18 protein-coding genes are annotated in these 20,802 nt (G+C 35.4%); 13 read left to right on the forward strand and 5 right to left on the reverse strand.

What is annotated here, in order from left to right:
- Positions 1–74: 74 nt before the first annotated feature.
- Positions 75–1,481 (forward strand): vanadium-dependent haloperoxidase, encoded by a 1,407-nt coding sequence (locus DCS32_RS10490; protein ID WP_108878212.1) that lies wholly within the window; start codon positions 75–77, stop codon positions 1,479–1,481.
- Positions 1,482–1,582: 101 nt separating this feature from the next.
- Here the strand turns inward: DCS32_RS10490 and DCS32_RS10495 are convergent, their stop codons facing one another.
- The 5 genes from DCS32_RS10495 to DCS32_RS10515 all read right to left on the reverse strand — a co-directional run bounded on the left by DCS32_RS10495 (position 1,583) and on the right by DCS32_RS10515 (position 5,834).
- The gene (locus DCS32_RS10495) at positions 1,583–2,260 is read right to left on the reverse strand and encodes a hypothetical protein (protein WP_108878213.1); all 678 of its coding nucleotides are present in this window, start codon (positions 2,258–2,260) and stop codon (positions 1,583–1,585) included.
- Between the two features lie 196 nt (positions 2,261–2,456).
- Positions 2,457–3,368, reverse strand: coding sequence for a pentapeptide repeat-containing protein (locus tag DCS32_RS10500; RefSeq protein WP_108878214.1), 912 nt, complete (start codon positions 3,366–3,368; stop codon positions 2,457–2,459).
- A 27-nt stretch (positions 3,369–3,395) separates the two neighbouring features.
- Positions 3,396–4,139: a hypothetical protein gene (locus tag DCS32_RS10505; protein ID WP_108878215.1), complete on the reverse strand. Its 744-nt coding sequence runs from the start codon at positions 4,137–4,139 to the stop codon at positions 3,396–3,398.
- Between the two features lie 556 nt (positions 4,140–4,695).
- On the reverse strand, positions 4,696–5,163 hold the full coding sequence (locus DCS32_RS10510) for a hypothetical protein (RefSeq protein ID WP_108878216.1): 468 nt from the start codon (positions 5,161–5,163) through the stop codon (positions 4,696–4,698).
- A gap of 122 nt (positions 5,164–5,285) precedes the next feature.
- Positions 5,286–5,834, reverse strand: a complete 549-nt coding sequence (locus tag DCS32_RS10515; protein ID WP_108878217.1) for a hypothetical protein — start codon at positions 5,832–5,834, stop codon at positions 5,286–5,288.
- Between the two features lie 254 nt (positions 5,835–6,088).
- Here DCS32_RS10515 and DCS32_RS10520 point away from each other — a divergent pair, with 254 nt between their 5' ends.
- The 12 genes from DCS32_RS10520 to DCS32_RS10575 all read left to right on the forward strand — a co-directional run bounded on the left by DCS32_RS10520 (position 6,089) and on the right by DCS32_RS10575 (position 20,619).
- The gene (locus DCS32_RS10520; protein WP_108878218.1) at positions 6,089–6,604 is read left to right on the forward strand and encodes a DUF3124 domain-containing protein; all 516 of its coding nucleotides are present in this window, start codon (positions 6,089–6,091) and stop codon (positions 6,602–6,604) included.
- Between the two features lie 39 nt (positions 6,605–6,643).
- Positions 6,644–7,720: a sensor histidine kinase gene (locus tag DCS32_RS10525; protein WP_108878219.1), complete on the forward strand. Its 1,077-nt coding sequence runs from the start codon at positions 6,644–6,646 to the stop codon at positions 7,718–7,720.
- 6 nt (positions 7,721–7,726) lie between these two features.
- Positions 7,727–9,067, forward strand: coding sequence for a sigma-54-dependent transcriptional regulator (locus DCS32_RS10530; protein ID WP_108878220.1), 1,341 nt, complete (start codon positions 7,727–7,729; stop codon positions 9,065–9,067).
- 482 nt (positions 9,068–9,549) lie between these two features.
- The gene (locus DCS32_RS10535; RefSeq protein ID WP_108878221.1) at positions 9,550–10,848 is read left to right on the forward strand and encodes a Glu/Leu/Phe/Val family dehydrogenase; all 1,299 of its coding nucleotides are present in this window, start codon (positions 9,550–9,552) and stop codon (positions 10,846–10,848) included.
- 26 nt (positions 10,849–10,874) lie between these two features.
- On the forward strand, positions 10,875–11,294 hold the full coding sequence (locus DCS32_RS10540; RefSeq protein WP_108878222.1) for a GreA/GreB family elongation factor: 420 nt from the start codon (positions 10,875–10,877) through the stop codon (positions 11,292–11,294).
- Between the two features lie 10 nt (positions 11,295–11,304).
- A complete protein-coding gene (locus tag DCS32_RS10545; protein ID WP_108878223.1) occupies positions 11,305–11,730 on the forward strand; it encodes a hypothetical protein in 426 nt (141 codons plus the stop codon).
- Positions 11,731–11,749: 19 nt separating this feature from the next.
- Positions 11,750–12,139, forward strand: a complete 390-nt coding sequence (locus tag DCS32_RS10550) for a hypothetical protein (protein ID WP_108878224.1) — start codon at positions 11,750–11,752, stop codon at positions 12,137–12,139.
- Positions 12,140–12,149: 10 nt separating this feature from the next.
- Positions 12,150–12,992, forward strand: a complete 843-nt coding sequence (locus DCS32_RS10555; RefSeq protein ID WP_108878225.1) for a hypothetical protein — start codon at positions 12,150–12,152, stop codon at positions 12,990–12,992.
- A gap of 496 nt (positions 12,993–13,488) precedes the next feature.
- On the forward strand, positions 13,489–15,729 hold the full coding sequence (locus tag DCS32_RS10560) for a chondroitinase-B domain-containing protein (RefSeq protein WP_108878226.1): 2,241 nt from the start codon (positions 13,489–13,491) through the stop codon (positions 15,727–15,729).
- The gene (locus DCS32_RS10565; RefSeq protein WP_108878227.1) at positions 15,729–17,963 is read left to right on the forward strand and encodes a heparinase II/III family protein; all 2,235 of its coding nucleotides are present in this window, start codon (positions 15,729–15,731) and stop codon (positions 17,961–17,963) included. Before DCS32_RS10560 ends, DCS32_RS10565 begins: the two co-directional genes overlap by 1 nt.
- A gap of 6 nt (positions 17,964–17,969) precedes the next feature.
- Complete coding sequence (locus DCS32_RS10570; RefSeq protein WP_108878228.1) at positions 17,970–20,267, forward strand: alginate lyase family protein; 2,298 nt, start codon at positions 17,970–17,972, stop codon at positions 20,265–20,267.
- A 4-nt stretch (positions 20,268–20,271) separates the two neighbouring features.
- The gene (locus DCS32_RS10575) at positions 20,272–20,619 is read left to right on the forward strand and encodes a cupin domain-containing protein (protein ID WP_108878229.1); all 348 of its coding nucleotides are present in this window, start codon (positions 20,272–20,274) and stop codon (positions 20,617–20,619) included.
- Positions 20,620–20,802: the final 183 nt, after the last annotated feature.

Consider the following 20,802-nt stretch of genomic DNA (forward strand, 5'->3'; position numbering starts at 1 on the left):
CTAGCCTATTAATAGTATTTTGCAGCTAAGTTGTTCGTTATTAGCTATGCACTGCACCACTTAAGTAATTCATTATGAGAATCCCACAAATTAATTCTTTACTACTAGGACTCCTTGTTGTCTTCTTACTTCAATCTTGTCAAGATGATGTAGATGATGTGAGTCTCAATCAAAATGTAGTAGTATCTGATATTATTGATACTTCAATAATAGTTACAGACCCAACCACACAGCTCATTACCGACTGGAATACGCTTTGGTTAGAAATAGATCAATATGCCTATGGTATGAGACCTGTTGCCACAGCAAGATCTTTGGCTTATATACACTTAGCAGCATATGAGGTAGCAGTTGCAGATGTAGATGGAAACCAGTCTAACGTAAATAATCTTGATGGATTAGCTATCAATCTAAGCGAGCGTCCAAATAATCTAGACATCAATGTAGCTTTAAATGCTTGTTATGCAACAGTTTTTGATCACTTCATGTATAATGTGGAATCTGATATAGATGTGAAAATTGGCCAACATAAAAATGCTCAAGAAACTAGACTTCAAGAAGGTTTAAGTGTAGAAGTAATTACAAATTCTATAGACTGGGGAACCTACATTGCAGAGCAAGTAATTGCATATAGCCAAACCGATACCGCAGCAGAATCTCAGATATCAGACCCTCAGCCGTATGCTTATGAACCTCCGGCAGGTGAAGGCTACTGGACGTACAGTGCAGATGAAGAGAGAGCTTGGTTTCCATATTGGGCTAGTGCAAGAACATTTGTAATATCATCAGAAGAGACATCAAGTGTGCCGCCTACAATCAATTATAGTACAAGCGTAGAAAGTGACTTTTATAATGAAATGATGGAAGTGTATACCATCAACAACGCAGCTAGAGAAGAAGATAATGATGATTTGTGGGTAGCAGAGTTCTGGTCTGACGATGTAGAAGGTCTTATGATGAGTCCTCCTGGTCGTCAAATTTCTATTGCAAATCAATTAATAGATCAACTAGATGTGAGTCACGAGCAATCACTTATGATGCTTTTAAAGTTAGGTTTTTCTTTAAACGATGCTGCTGTTTCCACTTGGGCAGATAAGTATGAGTATATGGTCATGCGACCTAGTGTTTATATCCAAGCGCATATAGATCCAACTTATCAAACCAATTTATATAGGTTTATTAATTGGCCTAACCCGTCATTCCCAGGGTATCCATCAGGGCATTCTGCATTTTCTTCGGCGGCAGCTGGGGTCTTTATCAATGAGTTTGGAAACACTATTGACTTTACAGACAAAACCCACGAAGGTAGGACCGAGTTTAGAGGAGCGCCTAGACAGTATAATTCGCTTTCAGAAATGGCTCAAGAAAGTGCTTTTTCTAGACTTCCACTAGGAGTACATGTAAGAATGGATTGTACAGAAGGATTACGATTAGGTTATGAAATATCTGATGCTGTAAATGCTTATGACCTTAGTGAGTAGTTGTTACGCTTTCGCGAAAGCGTGAATTTAAACCTCTTAATTGAGTGAAAGTAATGAGAGCAGTAGGATTTTTATAAAACCTAGTTGTACTAATGTGAAATTTATATGTTAGAACTAGAATTAAAATAATCTTCAAACTTTAAAAAAGTAGTAAACATATCGGTGTAAGGTCTTTTATTTTCATTATTCTTTTCAATTAGAAAAGTTTTATATTCTTCATATAAATTTTTATACTCAGAAGACTTAGTCTTCTTAAAAATTATCAATTTTCTTAGCGCCATCGAGTTATTAGTAAGAACCAAAAGATTAGAATGATTTTGAATTTCATTTTCTTTTAACCAATAACTTACATTTTCCATTGATTTAAATTTTTCAAAAAAGTCTATCACATCATTATTGTAAAAAAACTGTACAACCTCTGAAAATAGTTTCACTTGCTTTTCGCTCTTAATATAAAATCCGTTGGATAGAACAACTCCATTTGCAATTGAATCAAAATCTTTAGATATTTCACCTTTAAAAAGTTTATGAATGGTATAATGGGATTCACCAGTTCTATCTGTTATAACTTTTTCTATATTATCGAAACCTTTTAAAGCTAAGATTCCTTCGATTTTAATAACGTGAAATTCAGCCCAAAAGAACTTAATTGAAAAAGTTTCATCATTAATACTTTTTTCAAAAGAAATATTTTTACCTAAACGCCTATATTTATAACCCAATTCTATTAACCAATTGAAGTGATACTGGACGTATTTTGAAAATTCAACTCTATTCATATTTTTATTTAAGTGATATTACATCAAGTATAGAGATCCCATGTACATAACTATAAGACTTAACAAAATAATTAATTCGTCGGATACAAAGATTCGTTAAGAAGGGTGACTATCTGGTTTTTGGTTATCATATTATTAATTTCTTCAGGCAAAATATTTACTCGAGATGAAATACGACAGTTTCATATCTAATTATTTAAACCTTCGTAAAATCACCATTAAATATCTCTGCGAGGTATTTGTCCGCTAGGTACACTATATTTTTTATACTAATGGTTATAGCCAATTCACGATTCAAAAAATCCGAAGGGGCAATATTTTCTTTTTCGCTTATGTTTTTACTAAATATGAGGTATCCGTAGTTATAAATCATACCGGTTTCTAGATTGATTATTGATCTATTAATAGATTCTGTATAGCGGTCTTGATGAAACTGGAATTCCAAATATTTGTTTTTTAGCTTACAAATACCATAGTCATTATCTTGAAATTCTTTAGTAAGATTGTATTTAGGATTGATTAATTCAAAGTAATTAAACGCAGCCATAAAAATCTCCTTTCTTTCTTTGATCCAATAGGAATCTGAAGGATCTAGAGCATTATTAAATTTCTTTAAATCACTAAATATAATATTCGTAGCATCTAAGTTGGATATCTGATTAGTTAATTCATTTTGAAGCATTGCAAAATTAACTTCACACTCTTTTATTGAGAAATCACTAGTTTTTGAATGTTCAATTGAAGAGAACTTAAAAGTTAAATTTTTAAAAGAAGAACGACTCAAATCACAATTCTCAAAGTGCGTATTGATAAATATCCCATCAATAAATGAACTATCTACGATATTACATTCTATAAAAACACAATTTTGAAATGTAGTGTTCTTTGCTTGTAACTTACTCAAATCACACTTAGTGAAAACACAACCTTCAAAAGCAGCATTATCTAATCTATGTTCTGAAAGATAAGTTTGTTGAAAATGGAACTTTACGACTATTTTTTGGCTAAAAAATGTCTCTGAAATCAAATCATAATTAGGACTCCCGTCAACATATGAAATGCTAGGTCTAAGTTTTTTTAGTAATTGATTGTTGTCTATTTGTGTCATTGGAGTTGCTCTTACTAAAATATAATCCTAACTATTGGCAATAGTATTGTTGTTTAAACGTTCATAAACTTTTTCAAAAATATTAGGTATGTTCTTAAAGTGTTCATAACCTTTTTGATTTGATATTTCCTCATACTGTTTAAAGCCAAGGCGCTGAAAATTGCAGATTTGCTCAAATAAAGGATTGTTATTTAACTTTGCCAATATTATTCTGCGATAAATAAATCCATTTTTACTTATTAAATAACTGTCTAATTTTTTTAATTCTATTTGCGAATTAACATTTTTATCAAGTTCAGCAATTGAAATTGGATATGATAGCTGTGGGATAAGTAATTCTTGAATTATATGTGTAATAACTTTTTCAAAGTTGGCAATTCCTTCTTTAGTAATTTTAAAATACAACCATCCTGTATCTCTCACATTATTAGGAAACATTTCTTTTAGTTCCTCTTTTTTGTAATCTACATTATAAGTAAAAGGAACTACCTCTTTTAGTTGATTGGTAAACTCTGATTCAGGTCGGGTTAAATAATATAAGTCTTGCCAAACATTTTCTATTTCAAGAATAGTACAATTCCCTCCAATTGAATATTCAAATTGATTGTCATAAATACCTTGAGTTCTTAACTGAGCAGAAGTAATAGAAAAAATATGTTTGTCAGTTATCTTTTTAAACCCTCCAATTCCATTGATTCTAAAAAAACCGAATGAGTTACATATTTTTTTAAAGACATCTTCCGTTGCAATTTCTAATTCTTTCCTATTCATAGTTATTATAATTTCATCTCTAAAGTTGTTTTGTCAACTGTAAATTTCTTCACTTCATTAATAATAAAATCTGAACCTTCAGAAACAACTTCGACACCATTTATATCTCTTATTGCTAAACTATTTTTTTCAATAACTGTAGCGGGTAAATTATTTGTGTTGACGATCTTGAATCAGCTGTAGCATCACTACTTATTTTTTACCATAATTCTTATTAAAAAAAAATAGTTGTGACTCTTAAGTAAGGAAAGTCTAATGTTTTCAATAATTCTATAATAAACGTACAACAATGATCCACTAAAGATACTTTAACTCGTTATGGAAATAACGTAAGCTCTCTTGTGAATGGAGTAGCTATTAATTTCCTAAGTAGTTATTAAGCTTTCGCGAAAGCGTGAAAATATAGTTTTAGACCTCTTTATTGAGAGGAAGTAACGAGAACAGTAAGATTTCCCCTTTTTAGTTAAGAAAAGCTACAAGCATAGGCAAAGGTCACAGCGCATAGTACGAATGCGAGAAGGATGAATATATAGTTTTTGGTTTTCATAAAGCTTGGTTATAATGATGGTATATTTTCTTTTTCGAAAATGTGTAGAGTACCTCCCAAATCTAATGCTCCTAGATATAATTCATTCCCTTTAATTTTTTGAATAATAGGGGTTTCTCCTAAAGCAGTTTCATCAAAATTATATATCCAGTCTACTTTAAAAGTTGTTCTATTTAATCCTCCTAATTTGCCATTTCTACTTGAAAAAAAGATGTGATTTTTTGATAACACAAAATGATTTAGATCGTTTCTAATATTAAGCTCCTTAAAATAACTGGTTAAATCTAAAAATGTAATTTTTCCAGTAATAGCATCAATCTCCCAATAAAATTCCCATGCAAAACCTATTAAAATATTATTTTTTGTGTCGAGGATTGTAGGCTCTGGTAATGGAATTGATGATGGGAGCCAATCTGACTTGAAAACATAAGGAATTCCACTTGCGCTTGGTAGTTTTTTAAAATTTTTAATAATCATTTATCTACTTATTCTATAGGTAAAAACAGCGGATGAAATATTAATTTTTCATTGATTGCTCATCCATAAAACCATGCGTGTCTATTAAACAGAGTTCTTTGTGTGATCTCATTTTTTTACAATCAAAATTCGTTGTCGTCGCTCTTTACTCTCCAAAAATCTTCAGTCAAATTTCTGTAAAACTTACTAGCAGGAATTCCATTGATTAAATCTTGATGAACCATTTTAATATCATTGACAAAATCAATTATATTAGAAGCTTTCGGAGTAAATCTTTGTTTTGCAAATCTATCTTCTAATACTATTGAGTCTTTATTATGTTGACCTATACCAAGTAATATAAATTGATCAGTTGCACACTCTGCAATGGGTATATAATTTAATTTATGAATTTCATCGTCCTTATCAAAAACCATCTTTAAAACGCTTTGTCCCTCATTTAATGAAAGAAAATTGTAAATGAGAAGCCTACCCTCATCAGGAGTATAAAGTTGTTCCAACATCTCAGTCTTTATATTCATCCTTGGGTCTAGATATTCAAATTTTCTCAATGTTGACCTAGAAATCAGAAAGTTTTCATAAAAACTCTTGTATATAGGAGGTAGATCAATATTTCCAGTGAAATTATCGACTGTATTTCTGATTTGAAATAGTTGTAAGCCTTCAAACATTTTTTAATTATACAAAAATAGTTTAATTACAAGGTTAAAATATTTTATGATAGTAGCACTTGCCTTATGAGACCAACGATCTTTTGAAAAATTAGAAATCGTTCTTAAGCCTGCCTCAATAAATGAATAAAACCCTTCTCTTTAAAAGTAAGCAATCAGTTTAGAGTGACACACCAATTTAAACCCAGAAATTTGATATCTTGTAGTACGCATTTATTATAGTACCTACACCATAAATATATCTTGAGCCTATTATGAAATATTTACTTCCTATTATTCTAGTTTATCTACTAGTTCTTTCTTGTGAGGAGCCAAAGCCACTTAGTTCTGTAGATCCAGTAAATTGGGAGAAGAGAACAGTCAAGAGTACGCTGAGTGATTCGCTCGAGACAGGAAGTACTTTTCTTTCTATTTATTCTCAAATATACCTACGTACAGAAAATGATCAAGCAGACTTAACGGCGACTATTAGTTTGCATAATCCTAATCGAGAAGCGCAGGTGTATGTTGACAAGGCAGTGTATTATAACACTTATGGCGAGCCAATACGTGTGTATTTTGATAAGACCATTTTTATCAAGCCTATGGAGACCGTTCAGATTGTTATAGATGGCGTGGATAAAGAAGGAGGAACGGGTGCAAACTTTATCTTCGACTGGAAAATAGAGCCTCATACAAATGAGCCTATCATCGAAGCGATTATGATAAGTACCTACGGCCAGCAAGGAATTTCTTTTGTTACTACAGGTAAAAAGCTATTGCGTTCTTAGAGATAGTAGCTACTTGTAAATAAATGAAATCCATTGAGTATGGCAACTACAGAAGACGAACTTAAAGAAAGGATTAAAGAGCTTACTTGCCTTTATGAAGTGTCTTCTATTATCGTACATGCAGATGTAGATCAAATGCAAGAAACGCTCAATGCTATTGCATTTAGCTTAAAGAAAGGCTTTCAATATCCTAGCAATACAGAGATTTCTATTGAGACCTCATTATGGTCCACCATTACAGAGTGTGCCAATGAAGCCATATGTCTAGAAGCACCCATCCAAGTATTTAATAAGCCTAATGGGATGATTACTGCCTACTTGATAGGTAAGAGCTCTTTTTTAAGGGAAGAAAAACAATTACTAGATAGTGTCGCTCAGAAAATAGGAAATCTACTGGAGCGTATAGAAATACAGCAAAATGAAACCTCGCTCAAGAGGCAGATGGAGCGTGCAGATCGTCTGGGTATTCTAGGTGAGATAACTGCAGGGATTGCACATGAACTTAACACGCCATTAGCAAATATTTTAGGATTTGCAGAGCTTTTAAAAGAAGATATAGCGAGTAATGAAAGCGCAACAGAAGATCTAGATAAGATTATAAAGAATGCTATTTTCTCCCGTGAGGTCGTAAAAAAGTTAATGTTTTTTGCCTGTGAGATGCCGCAAGAAATGCAAGCGCTTAATATGGTGCCTAGTATTAAAAGTGCCGTAGCATTACTAGAAGCTTCGTTCAAAAAAGCGAAGGTTAATTATCTGATAGACATTGATGATCACGAACTATGGCTTAAGGCAGATACGATTCAAATCACACAGATTATTTTTAATCTAATCATAAATGCTATTTATTTTTCGCCAGAAAACGGACTTGTTACCATCACGGCATCACAATCTGATCGATCTATTATATTAAGAATAAAAGACGAAGGCGTTGGGTTATCTAGTGAGGTGCTAGATAAAGTGTTTCAGCCTTTTTTCACCACAAAACCTACGGGTGATGGTTCTGGGTTAGGACTTAGTGTGGTACATGGTATTGTTGCGAGCCACAAAGGAACTATTACAGCTAGAAATAATAAAGACAAAGGCGCTACATTTACCGTAACGCTACCAAGATCTTAAGACGCTATGCAACTCAATAAAGAGAACATATTAATAGTAGATGATGACATCAATATCTTAGAGCTGTTGCAGCGTCACTTGCAATCATGGAACTATCATACCTATAAGGCAGTGTCTGTAAAGGAGGCAGTTCAAATACTACGCGATACACATATAGATTTACTTATTACAGATCTTAAAATGCCAGAAATAGATGGCACAGAACTCATTAATTTTGTGTCTGAGCATTATCCACAATTACCTAAACTTATAGTAACTGGCTATCCTTCTGTGCAAGATTCCCTCGCTGCAATAAAGTCTGGAGTTGTAGACTATCTGACCAAGCCTTTTACTAAAATCGAATTAAAAGCGGCTATTAATAAGTCATTCGTAAATGATGACGGAAGTGTAGCTACTAACCGGAAAGAACAAACTACTACAAGTAAGACACAGCACAAACCCTATGGTGAGATTATAGGAAACTCTGATAAGATTAATAGTGTTATCCAGATTATAGAGCGTGTAAAGGATAATAAAGCAACCATATTTATAAAAGGTGAGAGTGGTACAGGTAAAGAGCTTGTAGCAAGAGCTATTCATTATCAAGGTAAATTTTCGCGAGCACCGTTTATTGCCGTAAACTGTGGCGGTATACCAGAAAACCTATTAGAGTCAGAGTTGTTTGGGTACTCAAAAGGAGCCTTTACAGGCGCCGATAAAAATCGGGATGGCTTTTTTCAAGCGGCAAATGGTGGGACTATTTTCCTCGATGAGATAGGTAACGCATCTACAGCCGTACAATCACGATTACTGCGCGTACTTCAAGAAAAGGAAGTGGTAAAAGTAGGCGCTCAAAAACCTGAGAAAATTGACGTGCGCGTTATCGCAGCAACCAATAGTGATCTCAAGGAGATGATAAAAAAAGGAACTTTTAGAGAAGACCTTTTTTACCGTCTTACCGTGGTTGAGGTTGATGTCGCTCCGTTGCGAGAACGCAAGGAGGATATTCCGTTGCTTATTGAAAAGTTTCTCTTCAAATATGGCGTAGAGTTCAAAGATCGTTTTATAAAAATCACACCAGAAGCAACAGCCATTTTACAACGTTATGACTGGCCTGGAAACATACGCGAACTCGAAAATATCATACAAAGAGCTGTCATTATGTGTGATAAAGTCGTGGAGGTAGCGCACTTGCCAGAAGCACTTAAATATGCTATTGATTTTCCTGAAGATGGCTTGCTTTCTCTCAAGGAAATGGAGAAAATTCATATAAGGAAAGTGCTCAGTGCTATGGAAAATAATAAAACCAAAGCAGCCCAAATTCTAGGTATAGATCGCAAGACTTTGCGAAGTAAGTTGGAAGATTAACAGGCTCTTTCAAAAATGTATTCATACCCATGCTACCGTATCAGCATGTTATCCATTTTTTTCATAAAATAATAGTAAGTACCGATTCATTTTTCCTCAGCTGGGTAATTATTACTCGGATGCAGTTTCTTGTTACGCTTTCGCGAAAGCGTGAAAACCCTTGTAAACATTGCATTCTTCTATTTGTGCATCTTTCTGGCACACGTGCTGGCATATAGATTGCCATTATCACAGCAAAGTAAAAGGAACTTATATCATCTGTAGAGATGGCTATTGCTCCTAACCTTTGTGAAACAACAATAATTAAGAAACAATTTAAAGAGTAGTACGATGAATTTCAATTCAATGTTAAGCGCTATAGCTCCAAAAAAAGCGGGTAGCAAAAAACCAAAAAGTAAATATATCACAGAGAGATACAAGGAAAGAAGTATTTCAAATCGTCTTTTTAAATAATATATAAATAGCCACTAGTGGCTTTGATTATGGAAGTAGCAACTATAGATAAGAAGAGTACAAAAGTACCTGTAAGAGGTATGATGGATAATGTGATGGAGCAGTTTAATTGTGCTGCAGATCATATTGAACTTCACCCTAGCATTAGAAAAATCTTGAGTATCACAAACAATGAGATTGTGGTTCATTTTCCTGTAAAAATGGATAATGGAGATGTTGAGATTTTTACAGGATATAGAGTGCAGCACAATAATGCCTTAGGACCTTATAAAGGTGGTTTACGCTATCACCCTACGGTAGATATTGATGCAGCAAGAGCTCTTGCTATGTGGATGACCTGGAAAACATCACTTGCAGGTCTTCCTTATGGTGGTGGTAAAGGTGGAATCCAGCTAGATCCTTCAAAATATTCGCAAACAGAATTAGAGCGTATTACGCGCAGATTTACGTTTGCTCTTGCAGATAATATAGGTCCAGAGCATGATATCCCTGCACCAGATGTAAATACAAATAGCCAGACCATGGCATGGATGGCAGATACGTATATGAGTACGCGCCCTCCTGCAGAGCGCACCGCAAACCAGCATGTAGTTACGGGAAAGCCAGATGGTAGTGGAGGTCTAGAAGGCCGTGATCGTGCAACGGGTTACGGTGTATATCTCACAATAAAGTACTGGGCAGAGCGCAACGAGGAGTCATTAGACAACAAGAAGTTTATTGTACAAGGTTTTGGTAACGTAGGTTACTGGGCTGCACATTTTCTAGAGCAAGAAGGCGCAAAGCTAGTAGCGGTTCAAGATGCTTTTGGCACGATTGAAAATAAAGAAGGGATTAACGTAGAGGATCTCTTTAATTATAGCAAGGTAAATAATGGAAGCATTGTGGACTTTCCTGAGTCTACTATGTTATCACAAGATGATTTTTATGCAACAGATTGTGATATCTGTATTCCTGCAGCTTTAGGAAATCAAATTACTAAAGAAAATGCGCCTACTATAAAAGCAAGACTCATTGCCGAAGGTGCAAACGGACCTACTAACGGTGACGGTGAGCGTATACTTTTAGATAGAGGTGTAACTATTATCCCTGATATTCTATGTAATTCTGGAGGAGTTATAGGAAGTTATTTTGAGTGGTTACAAAACCGTAATGGAGAGTTATGGCAACTGGATGAGGTGATGGTTAAGCTAGAGAAAAAAATGAGAGAATCATTTAATAAAGTTCACGCCTATGCTCAAAGTGAGTCTATGGATATGAGAACGGCAGCTTATTGTATTGCCATCAAGAGAATAGAAAAGGCTTACATACAACGAGGGATTTTTCCTTGATATTAAGTGTACCTAATCACTATAATATGGAATGTAATGGTCTAATATTAGAAAAGAGAGAGTACGTGTTTTTAAAACGCGTACTCAATATCTCGGGATATGTAGATGATTTTGAAACGCAAAAGTCATTACAGCGGTTAAGTAATGAGCTTAAAAGTGCTCATATAGTAGATGACTGTGATATGCCTTTAAACGTAATACGCTTTAATAGCAAGGTAACAGTGTCCTCAGATCGAGGTTGGGAGAAAACGTTACAAGTAGTAGCACCTGCAGATAAGGATGTGGCATTAAGTAAGGTATCTGTGCTCACACCTATGGGGTCGGCAATATTTGGGAATAAGGAAGGTGCTATTATAAACTGGATGTTTCCTACTGGAATGCAAGAGCTCACCATAACAAAGGTCATACAAGATTCACTAGAACACAATATGGAAGTTGTTCTTTAAAAAATATACTATGAAGGAATTAAATATAGAAATATATGCTCATGACAGTGAAGTAGATGTTGCCCATAAAATTAACACGATGGAGCTTCATAACTGGATAAACCATCTTACTTACATACGTAAAGAGCTTAGTAATCTTATACATTTTTATAATGCACAGCCAGCTCAAAAAAGATTAGAACAAGAATCTACCTCTCAGCGGTTTGAAATGAAGCAAGTAGATAATGATGTGATCTTAGTAGAACTCCAAAAATTTAAGGTTTCTAGAGATACTATTCCAGAGTGTGAGGATGTGCATTGTGATATGACGTTTATACAAGAACATGAAAAATGTAGGAGGATGTATTTATATCACATAGATAAGTACCGCAAACTTAAAGACACTTTTTTTAAAGAGCTTCAAGGAAAAATTTCTCAAGTAGCTCAACCAGCATAATGCCTAAAAATAATACTACTTGGACGACATATTATCACATAAACTCGACGCTTATAGAAGGTTGTTTATAGAAAAAGATCTCATTGAATTGAGCCAATGGATTGATGCTATAGAAGGTATTAATCTTGAAATTAATCACCTGCAATTAATAGAAAAGCGACTTGTTAAAAATAGCACCCTTTCTGCAATGTTGCAGGGTTTTAGAAGAAAAAACACCCTCGTTATGGCATCATTGTGCAAATATGAGCAGGAATTAAAACGAGAATATGAATACAGTGCAAGAGCATATGACACAGTAAGAGCAAAGGAACACGAGGGAAGAAGAGTTTTGTATAGCAATCTTATGATTGAATTTAAACAACTAAAAAAGGTTATTTACATAGCGCTCTCTAAATATAAACGTAGCTAACAATAGACGTATGAAAAAGATATTAATACCTATTCATTTAAATCATCATAACTGTGATGCTATAGATTATGCTGTCAAGTTCTTTAAACGAGAAGTGTGTGAATTCTATTTTCTCAATACCTACAATTACAACGTCCAAGGTCTCAATGCAATCTTACTACTACAAGCCGATGAGGATTGGTTTGAACGTCCTAAACAAGAATCGCAAGAACACCTAAGTCGTTTGATAAAAAAGTATTCTTATAATAATAAAAATAAGAATCACGGCTTTAATGCAATCTCAGAGTGCACCGGACTTATCTCTGGCATGAAAAAAAACATCACTGCGCTAGCAATTGATATTGTGGTAGTTTCTTGTAAGGACAAATTAAATAGCGATGTTAATATGTACTGTAAAAACACCAGTCTTATCATCGATGAAATAAGAGAATGTCCTATTCTTATAATGCCGACGGCTACCAAACAAAAAAGAAATCCAGTTTTTGCATTAGTATCAGATTTTAAATCTGAAATATCTGAAGAAGAAATAGAGAGCTGGTATGAAATCGTAAAACTTTCAAATGGTACTCTCAAGATTGTTGTGAGCAACAGTATGAACGAGATGACTAATCAACAGATAAGTAACCAGACGAAGGTGTGTTATTATTTGAGAACACTTACTAATAGTTCAGTAGTAGTTGAATATCTAAACACAACATCAGACATCAAAGAATTTGCAAATACGCATAGGAACCATATCATTAGCTTGATTGATAAAAAGCCAGATTTTCTCCGCAAATATGGATTAGGTCATTCAACCATAACAAATTTAGGGCCCTTATCTTCAAGTCCTTTGATTGCATTACACCAATAATTACTGAGATGAGCAATCGTAAATTTTATATCATTATAATTATTCTTGGAGCGCTAGTAATACTACTTCTAAGTAGTATTGTATCTGCACCTATATTTGAGTAAAACTTCTTTATAAGTAGCTATTTTTATCTGCTCTTATTTTCTAACATTCAGCTAGGAATACCTTCGAGTGTGGAAATAAGTGATTACTTCCTTGTTTAATTATAATTCAACAAATAATTGTGTAAATAATTGTGAGTATCGTAATTATCTATATATTTGAGATTGTAAATTGGTAAACCAGTTTGGATAACCAATTTACGTTAAGCTCAAATTTAAAATTATTTTCCGCTCAAACAGTGATGTTGCAGATGAGTAATTTTAGATAATTCTAACATAAGTGTATTGCTTTTTTGCTTTCGCGAAAGCGTACTCTTAGTACACACAACCTGTTTATGACTCGATATCTTCTTCTTTTTTGTAGCCTTATCATCTTTGTTTCATGCAAAGAACCTATGCCTATAATACCACAGACAGTTAGTTCTCCAAATGAATTAAAAGAGGCAATTAAGGAAGCAACACCAGGAGATGTAATTAATCTTAAAGATGGAGTGTGGAAAGATCTAGCTATTAAATTTTACGGAGAAGGAACCGAAGAAAATCCTATTACTCTTAAGGCAGAAAATGCAGGGAAAGTAATCTTAGAGGGAAACTCTTCACTTAAGCTAGGAGGGGAGCACCTTGTAGTAGAAGGTCTTTATTTTAAAAATGGTTATACCACAGAGAATGCTATTATACGTTTTAAGATAGATGATGAGAAGATTGCATATCACTCACGTGTATCAGATTGTGTGATAGAAGATTTTACAAACCCAGATCGTGATAGTAAAAATCACTGGATAGAATTATGGGGGCAGCACAATACATTTGATCATAATTATATTACAGGCAAAACAAATCAAGGCCCTACGCTTCGTGTATTCTTAAAAGGAAATGAAAATGTAAATACGTATCACCAGATTAAAGATAATCACTTTGGACCACGTCCTAGAAAAGGTGGGCCTCGTGCAGAGACTATGCAGCTAGGAGACAGCTATACGTCTATGACACCGGGTTATGTAAATGTAGAACACAATTATTTTGAAAAGTGTAATGGAGAAGTAGAGATTATCTCAAGTAAGTCTAATTACAATACGTTTAAAAATAATGTCTTTTTTGAGTCAGAAGGTTCGCTAGTGCTTCGTCACGGTAATTATGCGACCATAGATGGTAATGTATTTATAGGTAATGATGCCTCAGAATTTATAGGAGGGATACGAGTAATTAATACGGGTCATTTTATTGTAAATAACTACTTCTATAATTTAAAAGGAAATGAATTTCGCGCTCCTCTGGCAGTAATGAATGGTATTCCTAAGTCACCACTCAATCGTTATAATCAGGTTACAGATGTGGTAGTCGCTCACAATTCATTTATAAACACAAAGACGCCTTGGCATTTTGGAGTAGGAGCAAACCTAAGTCAGGCAGAAGTCCTTCCGGCTTCAGAAATACGCTCTGCCCGCGCAGAACGTATGATTGTGGCAAATAACTTAGTGTACGGAGATATTGAAACTACAGAAATTATCAAAAATTATGATAGCATCACTGGCGTTACTTTTAAAAATAACATCCTTAATGTAGAAAATAAAAGTGCTTATCAAACGGATGGTTTGTTAACCAAAGAAGTAACATTATCATCACCTACAGAAATCTTTCAGTCGCCAGAGTCACTAGAGACTGAGATGTACAACGGCTTTGGTTTTGATAAGATTAATGAAGATATTTTTGGTAATAAAAGGGCGTCTAGCAATAGTGTAGGTGCCATCTCAGGAGCCACTACAGATGCATCGGCGTTGCTCGACGTAACTAATTACGGGACGTCATGGTTCAACCCACATCCAGAAAAGCAAGCAGGAAAAACGGTAAAAGTTTCAACTACAGCAGAGCTTACAGAGGCTGTTGTGACAAGTAATGATGGAGATACTATCGAGCTTAGTGCTGGTAATTATGAGATTAATGAAAAGTACGCTTTCGCGAAAGCGGTAACTCTTCAATCCTCATCTTCAGAAAAACCGGTACTTACATTTAGTAACACTGCCAAAGGTTTTGAGCTACAACCAAGAGCAAAACTCAAGCTTAAAAACATTTCACTTAAAGGAACGTCAACTACTGATGCTTTTGCAACCCTTGACAAAAACATGGGGCAGTCTTATGAACTGTGGCTTGATAATGTAGAAATAGACGGATTTAAAAGTGTGCTAGAAACGAGTAAAGCATCTTTTGCAGATACCATCATGATTAAAAATAGTGTGATTAAAAACACACAACGTGGTATCCAACTCAATAAAGAAGTTAATGATAAAGGAGATTATAATGCAGCTTTTGTATTTATAGAAGATTCTCAGTTTGAAAATGTAGCTAGTGATGTGCTGGATTATTACCGCGGAGGTTATGATGAGTCTACCATAGGTGGAAGCCTTGTAATTACTGGAAATACATTTACAAAATGTGGTGCTAGTGATAGTGCTAATATCTTACTGCAGACTCGAGGTATCGTAAATGTTACCCTAGCAAATAACACGTTTACAAATAATCGTGTGAAGTATGTCGCGGTTCTTTGGGGAGAAAAAGGTCAAGAACCAGTAAATAATACAGTGTCTAACTCAGGTGAAATAAAAGTAGTTCAAAACCTGAAACTTAAACTGGTTTACTAATGCATAAGCCACAACAGTTCCCTTTATTGAAGTGGTGTTTTTGTTTATTTTCACTTGCGCTTTGTTCTCAGCAATTACCATCAGATAAGGTGATTGCTGTAGAAGACCTTGGTACTTATCTAAAAAAAGAGATTAAAGATGAACTTGGTGATGACACAGTAGAGAAGCTTGCTGCTCATTTTAGATCTGTTTTTCAAGAACGTTACTTTTACGACTGGACAGAGAATGATACTCGTTTTGAGGAGTATAAATCCTTGTATTCTGCGATGGAGGTTTCTCATACTGCTCGTGCTCAAGATCACCTTGATAAATTTGACGCCAGTACGCACTGGAAGTTACCTTTTAATTATAAAAATGATACTCCTATCAATGCATACGGTCTTAGGCACCTAGCGAGACAGCATAAAATGGTGGATATTGCCTTTCTATATCGCTACAAGGATAAAGATGCGCAATATATAGATTACTTCACTGGCCAATTACAGTCACTTAATGATGCTTTAATCGCAGGTGAATATGAAACCATTCCCGATGGAAATGGAGTCTACGAAGCTTTTAGATCTGGTTACAGAGTTCTCAATTGGCTGCAAATTCATAATGGATTTCTTGGAGAAAAAGCATATTCAGATAAAGAGCAGCTTACTACGGTAGCAACATTGTTGCAACACGCTTCACATCTTTATGAGAATAATGCCGAGTTTAAATCTGGTAATCACCAAACGAGAGGGTTGAGTGCGCTGGCTATGCTTGCCATTATTTTCAGTGATTTTCAAGATGCAAATTTATGGTATGAAAGGGCTATGAGTATTCTCGAGCAGCACTTGCAGCGCGAGATCAATGAAGATGGTTTCCAGTTTGAACGTACCATTCACTATCATCAAAGCGATATTGATAACTACTTTTATATCTATCAACTTGCTCAAAAAAGTAATAAGAAAGTAAGCGCGATCTGGGAAGAACGTTTGAAATCTCTTTTTACTACACTTACTAAAATCGCATTTCCAGACGGATCTGCGCCAGTATTATCTGATGATACAGATGCACCTTGGGCAGAGAAAAACGACATTTCTGGAACACTTACTTTGGGGTATCTTTTATTTGATGATCCTGAGATGGGATACTTTGCAAAGAGCACGGTAAAACCTAAGTATTTATGGAATTTAAGTAAGGAACAACTAGGTGCCTTAAAAGATATTAAAGCTACGACACCTCAAGTAGGCTCTTATGCTTTTGAAGATACAGGTTACTACATCATGAGGGAAGGGTGGAATGACCAAGATAATATGCTTGTTATAGCTGCCGGACTTGATGCAGATAAGCCTGACCATCAGCATGGAGATATGCTGGGTATTCAAGCAATGGCAAATGGAAAGGTGGTATTACCTAACTATCAAGTACGTTACTCGCTAGAGGACCTGGAGCTCTTCAAAAATAGTATGGTAAAGAATGTTGCGCTTGTTGATGAGGAGTTACAAGGCAAGCAATACACGTCAAATAAAGGAGGAAGCGGCTTTGGGAAATTTAAAGAACTTCCTACGCCAAAAGTTTTAGGATGGAATGCAAATGCTACAGCAGATGTGTTTATAGGTTCGCACGACGGATTTGAAAATATAGGTGTCAGTTATACTAGACAAGTGATTAACGTTGAGAATGAATTCTGGATTGTAAAAGATAATTTTGAATCAAAAGCTCTTCATACTTACAAGCAAGTATGGCAAGGTCATTATAGTAGTGAGCATAGCCCAGCGCTTCTTAGAGCAACTTTTGATAATGGAAGTGGTCTAGATATTTTACAACTAGAAGCCATAGATACGGTAGTTACAGACGATAAACGTGGTAAAGAGTGGTCTGTGGTGCAAAAAGCGGCTACAGATAACTTCAGTTTTGTTACGGTGCTTTATCCATTTGCCACCTACGATAAGAGAATAGATGAACAGAGCATGGCTAGCAAATTTGCTGGGTGGTCAATTAGCACTACTAGTGAAACTCAAAATAATAGTACCACCTTATCTAAGGATGATACTAAAATATCATTTGCTACTTCGCAATTAACAATAGGCGAAGTAATTATTGATTTTTCACAAGAGGGCGATGTGATGACGCAAGTAGAAAACGACCGTTTATTTATTACGTTATTAAGTGATAAGCCGACTACTGTTACGATTACCCAAGGAAAACAAAACATATCTCAGCCGCTAGCTCCCGCGGCTCGGCTTGAATATAAAATTAAGTAAGACTTTATGAAATTAATTAGCAGAAATACGGCTCTTGTAGTTGGTATCACACTTTCGACCTTATTCATTTCTTGTGATGACGAGGTAACTAATCAAGACACATCTGTTGCTACAGCGAGTGGCGCAAACCCAAATGTGGTACTTACCGCAACTGAGGTTAATGATATTAGAGCTAAGTTAGGAAGTGTTCCTTTGTTTGATAGTTCGCTAGCTGCGGCAAAACAAGAAGTAGATGCAGCTATGGAAAAAGGGATACAAGTGCCTATCCCAAAGGATATGGCTGGAGGTTATACCCACACACAGCATAAATTAAATTATACCATACTTCATAAGGCAGGAGTGATTTTCCAGCTCACTGGAGAAGAGAAATATGCGCAATATACGAGAGATGTATTAATGAAATATGCAGAGATGTATCCTTCCTTACCGCGTCACCCACAAGAGCGATCTTATTCACGTGGGAAGATATTCTGGCAATGTCTTAATGATGCAAACTGGCTAGTGCATATGAGCCAAGCGTATGATGCAATAAGAGGATGGATACCAGAAGAAGATCGTGAAATCCTCGATACAAAGTTATTTCGTCCATTTGCAGATTTTCTGTCTGTAGAAACTCCTCAATTTTTTAACCGTATTCACAATCATAGTACTTGGGGTACTGTCGCTGTAGGTATGATAGGTTTAGTGATGGATGATGATGAGCTTGTAGACCGCGCGTTGTACGGCATTAAAAACGATAGTATTTCTGCGACCGCGATGGATAATGATGGCGGCCTCATAAAGGCGGAAGGTCAAAAAACAGGTTTTCTTGCAAATCTTGATGAACCTTTTTCACCAGATGGCTATTATACAGAAGGACCGTACTATCAGCGATATGCGATGTATCCTTTTTTAGCTTTCGCGAAAGCGTTAGAAACCAAAAAACCAGCGCTTAAAATATTTGAATATAACGGTGGAGTCTTAATAAAAGCAGTAGATGCATTACTCAACCTCACCGATGAAGATGGTGAATTTTTCCCTCTTAATGATGGTCAAAAAGGAATGTCTTACAACACTTCTTCCTTAGTATCTGCAGTGGATATTGCTTATTACTATGGAAATCAAGACGCACGTTTACTTTCGGTAGCGCAGCAGCAGGGACAAGTAGAACTTGATATTACCGGTCTTGCAGTAGCTCAGGCAATTGAGGCTGGTAAAGCAATCCCATTCACAAAGGAGTCTGTTTTACTACATGACGGTCCAAAGGGCAATCAAGGTGGTGTTGCCATTTTAAGAGCAAACTATGAGTCTGGCACGACAGCACTCGTAATGAAGAACGCGAGTCACGGGCTTAGTCATGGGCATTTTGATAAACTCTCTTATTCTCTTTACGAGGATGGGGAGGAGATATTACAGGATTATGGTCTGGCACGTTATGTAAACGTCGAGCAAAAGAATGGAGGCGGTTACTTAAAAGAAAATACGACCTGGGCAAAACAATCTATTGCTCACAATACCGTAGTAATTGATGAGACATCACATTTTAAAGGTAGTTTCAAGGAAAGCTCAAAACATCATCCTGAGATTATCATTTTTGATACAAATGATAAAAACCTACAAGTAGTAAGCGCTACAGAAAATAACGCATATCCTGGAACGAAGATCACACGTACTATGATGATGGTAACACCAGAAGGTGGTAACAAGCCATATATAATAGACATTAATCAAATAAAGAGCAATCGAGCACATCAGATAGACTTACCAATCTATTATCATGGGCAGGTTATCTCAACTAGTTTTGATTTACAGCAGGAAGGAACACTACGCCCATTAGGGACAGCAAACGGTTATCAACATATATGGAAAGAAGCAACAGCTAGTCCTAAGGCTAGTAGTAGCCAGTTTACGTGGCTCAATAATAATAGATTCTATAGTGTTACTTCACTTTCAGGGACTAAGGATACTTTCATATTAGGTCGTGTGGGTGCAAACGATCCACTGTTTAATCTACGTAGGGATCCTATGTTGATACATCGTAAAGCGGGTGTGAAAAATGAAGTGTACGTTCAGGTAATAGAATCCCATGGCACCTATAATGCGGTTACAGAAAAAGCTCAGGATGCATATGCCTCAATAGCTTCACTGACGCAGGTAGATGCTCCAGAAGGATACTTAACTATTAAAATCACTATGCAATCTGGAGAAGAGCAACTTGTGGTGGTGGTAGATAACGCTTTCGCGAAAGCGGAACATTCAATAACCCTATCAAATCAAACATACACCTGGAAAGGTAACTACACTTTAAAACAAATTAAAAACTAAGAATATGAAATCATTTGGAGCAAGTAAAGAATTTATTGAAGGCAACGACATTGAGTGGGAAGTTGTAGGAGAAGGAGTAAAGCGAAAAATAATGGGCTATGATGACAAGATCATGCTTGTAAAAGTTCACTTTGAAAAAGGCGGAATAGGACCTATGCATGAGCATTATCACTCACAAGTAACATATGTAGAAAGTGGATCTTTTGATGTGACTATAAACGGTAAGACTAAAACATTAACTGGAGGTGATTCTTTTTACATACCACCACATGAGTTACATGGAGCAATTTGTACTGAAGCAGGGGTGTTAATTGACGTATTCTCGCCAATAAGAGAAGATTTTATGGAATAGTTAATATTTTAACACATTAATTTTTGTATTAACAGAATATTATACCCATATTTGGTAAACCAATTTGGTTGACCAGTTTGGTAAACCAAAAAAAAGGACAGCTTCGACACCGTCCTCTTTACTATTACTTCTGGTACGAAGTATAAATAAGCTCAGCAAGCTTATCTGTTGTAAATGTATGAA

This window comes from Dokdonia sp. Dokd-P16 (assembly GCF_003095655.1).
Lineage (GTDB): Bacteria > Bacteroidota > Bacteroidia > Flavobacteriales > Flavobacteriaceae > Dokdonia.